General features: G+C 74.8%; 6 protein-coding genes. 5 read left to right on the top strand and 1 reads right to left on the bottom strand.

Features of this window, described 5'->3' with window-relative positions; translation table 11 throughout:
• Positions 1-961: dihydropteroate synthase (gene folP / locus D8M29_RS07620; RefSeq protein ID WP_127445884.1), on the bottom strand; the 961-nt coding region annotated here is incomplete at its 3' end.
• A gap of 65 nt (positions 962-1026) precedes the next feature.
• On the opposite strand from folP, the gene D8M29_RS07615 reads away from it, so the two are divergent.
• Genes D8M29_RS07615 through D8M29_RS07595 form a run of 5 tightly spaced genes read left to right on the top strand, consistent with a single transcriptional unit; the run spans position 1027 to position 5882 of the window.
• Positions 1027-2385, top strand: a complete 1359-nt coding sequence (locus D8M29_RS07615; protein ID WP_115260876.1) for a TrkH family potassium uptake protein — start codon at positions 1027-1029, stop codon at positions 2383-2385.
• Complete coding sequence (locus D8M29_RS07610) at positions 2378-3067, top strand: TrkA family potassium uptake protein (RefSeq protein ID WP_036338302.1); 690 nt, start codon at positions 2378-2380, stop codon at positions 3065-3067. The genes D8M29_RS07615 and D8M29_RS07610 overlap by 8 nt, the downstream gene beginning before the upstream one ends.
• Positions 3068-3104: 37 nt before the next feature.
• Positions 3105-4307 (top strand): cysteine desulfurase family protein, encoded by a 1203-nt coding sequence (locus D8M29_RS07605; protein WP_127445883.1) that lies wholly within the window; start codon positions 3105-3107, stop codon positions 4305-4307.
• Between the two features lie 39 nt (positions 4308-4346).
• Complete coding sequence (gene mnmA, locus D8M29_RS07600; RefSeq protein WP_069942006.1) at positions 4347-5483, top strand: tRNA 2-thiouridine(34) synthase MnmA; 1137 nt, start codon at positions 4347-4349, stop codon at positions 5481-5483.
• 9 nt (positions 5484-5492) lie between these two features.
• Positions 5493-5882 carry a chorismate mutase gene (locus tag D8M29_RS07595; RefSeq protein WP_049147338.1) on the top strand — a complete coding sequence of 130 codons (390 nt, stop codon included), beginning with the start codon at positions 5493-5495 and terminating at the stop codon, positions 5880-5882.
• Positions 5883-6006 lie beyond the last annotated feature (124 nt).

Raw genomic sequence — 6006 nt, 5'->3', positions numbered from 1 at the left:
CGGCCAGGGTGCTGCGGTCCGGCGGCGGGTTCTCCGCGCCCATGTTGTGGACCAGGCGCGCCGGCTGACGCCACCCGAACACGCACTCGAGCATGCGGGCCGCCGAGACGGAGGCGTCGGCGTCGTGCATGCGCAGGATCCGGGCGCCGCCGTACACGCAGGCCGCGGCCGCGGCCAGCGAGCCGGGCAGCCGCTCGTGCCGGTGCTTGACCAGGCTCTCGCCGATGAAGTCCTTGTTCGAGACCGCGGCCAGCACGGGCAGCCCCAGGGCGGCGATCTCGTCCAGCCGCCGCGTGATCTCGAGGGTGTGCCGGGTGTTCTTGTTCAGATCGTGGCCGGGGTCCACGATGATCCTCTCTTCGGGGACGCCGAGCGCCACGGCCCGGTCGACGGTGCGCCGCAGGTGGTCGCGGACCTCCGTGACGACGTCGCCGTACGTCGGCCGGGGGACCACGGCCCGGGGTCCGCGCACGTGGGCGAGGGAGTGGGTGACCACGAGGTGCGCGCCCGCGGCGGCCACCACTCGGCCCAGGTCCGCGTGGAACAGCCCCGTGGTGTCGTTGACGACGTCCGCCCCCGCGGCCAGGGCCGCCTCGGCCACGGCCGGCTGGAACGTGTCCGCCGAGAGGATCAGCCGGCGCGACGCCTCGGACGACCCGGCTCCGTCTCCGCTCCGCAGGGCCGCGATCAGGGGGACCACCCGCGCCGCCTCCTCGGCGGGGTCGAGCTCCGCCCCGGGCGCGAACGGCAGGCCGCCGACGTCGACCCACTCGGCTCCGGCGTCCGCCGCGGCGTGGGCCTGGGCGAGGGCGTCCTCCAGGACGGCGCCGGCGCCGTCGTCGTAGAAGGAGTCCGGGGTGCGGTTGACCACGGCCATCGTGACGATCCGGCGGCGGAAGTCGATCTCCTGGTGGGCGAACCGGTGCACCGGGTGGACGAGAGGGACGGAGGGGGTCGGCACCCGGCCATTCAACCATCGGCGCCGCACGGTGACAGTGCGCCCCGGGAGGACTATATTTCCCTCCCGTGGCATCCACCTCGTCGCCGCGGGTCGGCCCGCGTCGGCCCCGCATCCGTCCGACCCAGCTCGTGGTCGGGTCCTTCCTCGTCGTCATCGTGACGGGCACCGGCGCACTGCTGCTGCCCGCCTCGTATCAGGGCCGCGCGCCCACCCCGCTGGAGGCCGCGTTCACGGCGACCAGCGCCACCACGGTGACGGGACTCGGCGTCGTGGACACCCAGACGTTCTGGACACCCCTGGGCCAGGTCGTGATCCTCGCGCTCATCAAGCTCGGTGGCCTGGGCGTCATGACGTTCACGTCGCTGCTGGGGCTGGTGATCCTCCGGCGGCTCGGCCTCACCCAGCGCCTCGACGCCGCGGCCTCCACCCGGGCCGAGGGGATCGGGGACCTGCCCCGGGTGCTGCGGGCCCTGATCCTGTACTCCACGGCCGTCGAGGCCTCGGTGGCGCTGCTGCTGAGCCTGCGCTTCTGGCTGGGCGTGGGGATGTCCCCGGGCCAGGCACTGTGGCAGGGGGTCTTCCACGCGGTCTCCGCATTCAACAACGCCGGGTTCGCGCTGTTCAGCGACAACCTCATGGGCTTCGTCTCGGACCCGTTCATCTGCCTGCCGATCGCGGCGGCGATCATCTTGGGCGGCCTGGGCCTGCCGGTCGTGCTGACCCTGCGGCGGGACCTGCGTCGACCCGAGCGGTGGAACCTCACGGTCCGGCTCGTGCTCGTGGGCACCGCGGTGCTGCTGGTGGGCGGCACGCTCATGTACCTCGTCCTCGAGTGGTCCAACCCGCGGACCCTGGGCGGTCTGGACCCGGCCTCGCGCGTGCTCGCGGCGTTCTTCCAGTCCGTCACGACCCGCACCGCCGGCTTCAACACCCTGGACTACGGGCAGATGCACCCCGTGACGCTCTTCGGCACCGACATGCTCATGTTCATCGGCGGCGGCCCCGCCGGCACCGCCTCGGGCGTGAAGATCACGACGGCGAGCGTCCTGCTGTTCATCGTGCTCGCGGAGATCCGGGGGGAGGGCGCCGTCCATGCGTTCGGCCGCCGGCTCTCCCGGACCACGCACCGCGAGGCGATCACCGTGATCATGCTCTCCGCGACCGCGATCGCCGTCGCCACGATGGTGCTCATGGGCCTGTCCTCGTTCACGACCGACCAGATCCTGTTCGAGTGCGTGTCCGCGTTCGGCACGGTGGGCCTGTCCACCGGCATCACCGCCCAGCTGCCGCCGGCCGCGCAGGGCATCCTCATGCTCCTCATGTTCGTCGGCCGCATCGGCCCCGCCACCGTCGCCGGCAGCCTGGCCCTGACCGACCGCACCCGCCACTTCGAGTACCCGAAGGAGAGGCCCCTCATTGGTTGATCTCACCCGTTCCCTGTTCGCCCCCCGCCGGGGCGACCGCCCCACCGTGGCCGTCCTCGGGCTCGGCCGGTTCGGCTCCGGGGTCGCCCTCGAGCTCATGGAGTCCGACTGCCACGTGCTGGGGGTCGACGCCGACGCCGAGGCCGTCCAGGCGCTCAACGGCCGGCTGACCCACGTCGTCCGCGCGGACAGCACAGCCGAGGAGGCGATGCGCCAGCTCTCGGTCCACGAGATGGACCACGTCGTCGTCGCCATCGGCGGCGACCTCGCCGACTCGATCCTCACCGTCTCGCTGATGCGGCGGTTCGGGACGCACCAGCTCTGGGCCAAGGCCAACGACGACCGCCACGGCGAGATCCTGCGTCAGCTCGGCGTGGAGCACGTGGTCCACCCGGAGCGGGACATGGGCCGCCGCGTGGCGCACCTGGTCAGCACGTCGTTCCAGGACTTCGTCGAGGTCGAGCCGGGCCTGGCCATGGTCCGGGCCACGCCGCCGTCGCGCCTGCTGGGCAGGGACCTGCGAGCCACCGGGCTCGCGGGGGAGCGGGGCATGCGCGTGGTCGCCGTCCGCAGCCGCGGCACGTGGCTCTACCCGCCGAGTCACTACGTGCTCGAGCCCGAGGACACGATCCTCCTGGTGGGCCCGACCCGCGACGTCGAGCGGTTCCTCGCCAGGGACTGAGCCGGGGCACATCCGGCGCGGCTCCTAGACTGGCCGGGTGACCACCCCGGACCGCGTGCACCTGGACCACGCCGCCACCACGACGGTGCGCCCCACCGCGCTCGCGGCCCTGGCCGAGGCGGCCGCGCTGCCGGGCAACCCGGCCTCCCTCCACGCCTCCGGCCGCCGGGCCAAGCTGCACCTCGAGGAGGCGCGGGAGCGCATCGCCGCGGCGCTCGGGGCGCACCCCTCCGAGGTGATCCTCACGTCCGGGGGCACCGAGGCGGACAACCTCGCCGTCCAGGGGCTGTACCGGGCCCGCCGCGCGGTCGCGCCGGAGCGCACCCGGATCGTGCTGACCGGCATCGAGCACCACGCAGTCCTCGACGTGGTGGACTGGCTCGCCGCGCACGAGGGCGCCGAGCCGGTGCTCGTCCCGGTCGACGACGACGGGCGGGTCGACCTCGCCGCATGGGGGGCCGCGCTGGCGGCCGCGCCCGAGCGGACCGCCCTGGCCACGCTGATGTGGGCCAACAACGAGATCGGCACGGTCCAGCCCGTCGCGGAGGCCGCCCGGCTCGCGGCCGACCACGGGGTCCCGTTGCACACCGACGCCGTCCAGGCCCTCGGGGCGGTGCCCGTGGACTTCACCGCGTCCGGGGCCGCGACCCTGGCCGTCTCGGGGCACAAGGTCGGCGCCCCCGTGGGGGTCGGTGCCCTGCTCGTGCGCCGGGACGTCACGCTGGAGGCCGTGGTGCACGGCGGCGGCCAGGAACGCCGCCTGCGCGCGGGCACGGTGTCGGTGGCCCTGGCCGCCGCGCTGGCGGCCGCCGTGGCGGAGGCCGGCGTGGAGCAGCCCGCCGAGGCCGCCCGCCTGGGCGGGCTGCGGGACGAGGTGATCGCCGCCGTCGACGCCCTGGACGGGGTGCGCCTGACCGGGCCGCGGGACCTCGACCCGGCGACGGGGCAGGCGCTGCCGCCGGGGACGCGCCGACTGCCCGGCAACGTCCACATCACCGTGCCGGGCCGGACGGCGGACGCGCTGCTGTTCTCCTTCGACATGGCCGGACTGGACACCTCGTCCGGGTCGGCGTGCACCGCCGGGGTGGCCGAGCCGTCGCACGTGGTCGCGGCCCTGCCGGGGCGGACGGAGGCCGACGCGCGGGCCACCCAGCGGTTCACCCTCGGCCGGACGACGACGCTGGCCGAGACGGCCGCGCTCATCGACGCGCTGCGGACGCTGCTGGGGCCGGGCGTCTAGACTGGAGCGCCCGTCCGTCGTCGAGAGAGGAGTCCGCCCGTGAAGGTCCTGGCCGCCATGTCCGGGGGAGTCGACTCCGCCGTCGCCGCGGCGCGTGCCGTGGACGCCGGGCACGACGTCGTCGGCGTCCACCTGGCCCTGTCCCGCATGCCCGGCACCCTGCGCACCGGCTCGCGTGGCTGCTGCACCATCGAGGACGCCTCGGATGCGTGGCGCGCGTGCGAGCGGCTCGGCATCCCCTTCTACACGTGGGACTTCTCCGAGCGGTTCGCGGAGGACGTCGTGGACGACTTCGTGGCCGAGTACGAGGCCGGCCGCACGCCCAACCCGTGCATGCGCTGCAACGAGCGCATCAAGTTCGCGGCGCTGCTCGAGCGCGCCCTCGAGCTGGGCTTCGACGCCGTCTGCACCGGCCACTACGCCGCCGTGCGGCCCGGTCCGGACGGCTCGCTGGAGCTGCACCGCGCTGCGGACGACGCGAAGGACCAGTCCTACGTGCTCGGTGTGCTGACCGCGGATCAGCTCGCGCACTGCCTCTTCCCGCTCGCGGACACGCCGTCCAAGGAGCTCGTGCGCGCCGAGGCGGCCGAGCGCGGCCTGTCCGTGGCGGCGAAGCCGGACTCCCACGACATCTGCTTCATCCCCGACGGCGACACCCGCGGCTGGCTCGCCGAGCGCATCGACCTGGCCCCCGGCCCCATCGTCGACCCGGAGGGGCAGGAGCTCGGCACCCACGCGGGCGCCCAGGCGTTCACGGTCGGCCAGCGCAAGGGCCTGGCCATCGGCCGTCCCGCGCCCGACGGCAAGCCCCGGTTCGTGCTCGAGGTGCGGCCGAAGGAGAACACGGTGGTCGTCGGCGGCCGCGAGCTGCTCGACGTCGACCGCATCACCGGCATCCGCCCGTCGTGGGCCGGCGCCCCGGTGCCCGAAGCCCGCACGGGCGCCTGGTTCGACTGCGCGCTGCAGTTCCGGGCCCACGGCGAGATCGTCGAGGCCCGCGCCCGCCAGCGCGCCGACGCGGCGGGGCATCCGGGGTGGGAGATCGAGCCGGGGCGCCCCCTGCGCGGCGTGGCTCCCGGTCAGACGGCCGTCCTGTACCGGGGCACCCGCGTGCTCGGCCAGGCCACCATCGACACCGCCCGCAATGCCCGGCTGTCGGCCCCCGCGGATGCGTAGGCTTCGGCCATGAGCCCGGACTACGACCCCCACGCCAGCTCGCTGCCCGGCACCGCGGACCCGGCGGTCCTCGACGAGCTCTTCGCGATCCGCGGCAGCATCGACAACATCGACGCCTCGCTCGTCTACCTGCTGGCCGAGCGGTTCAAGTTCACGCAGCGGGTCGGCGCGCTGAAGGCCCGGCACGACCTGCCGCCCTCGGACCCCGGGCGTGAGGCCGCCCAGATCGCGCGGCTGCACCGGCTCGCGCTCGAGGCGGACCTCGAGCCCGCGTTCGCCGAGAAGTTCCTGAACTTCATCATCGCCGAGGTCATCCGCCACCACCGCGCGCTGGCGGCCGAGGGCCGGTCGGACGCCGAGGCGGAGCCGGGGGCGGGCTCCGGGGACGCGGATGACTGAGGCCGCCCACGACGACGGCGCCACCGGCCCCGTCGCCCTCGGCGGCACGCCGTGGCCCGGCCCCCACGTCGCCCAGGCGCCGCGCGTCACGCGCGTCGAGCGCGGCGCGGACCACTGCGCGGTG

Origin of the sequence: Micrococcus sp. HSID17227, from assembly GCF_003989405.1 — a bacterium.
GTDB classification, from domain to species: domain Bacteria; phylum Actinomycetota; class Actinomycetes; order Actinomycetales; family Micrococcaceae; genus Micrococcus; species Micrococcus luteus.
This window is presented reverse-complemented; position numbering and strand designations above follow the sequence as displayed.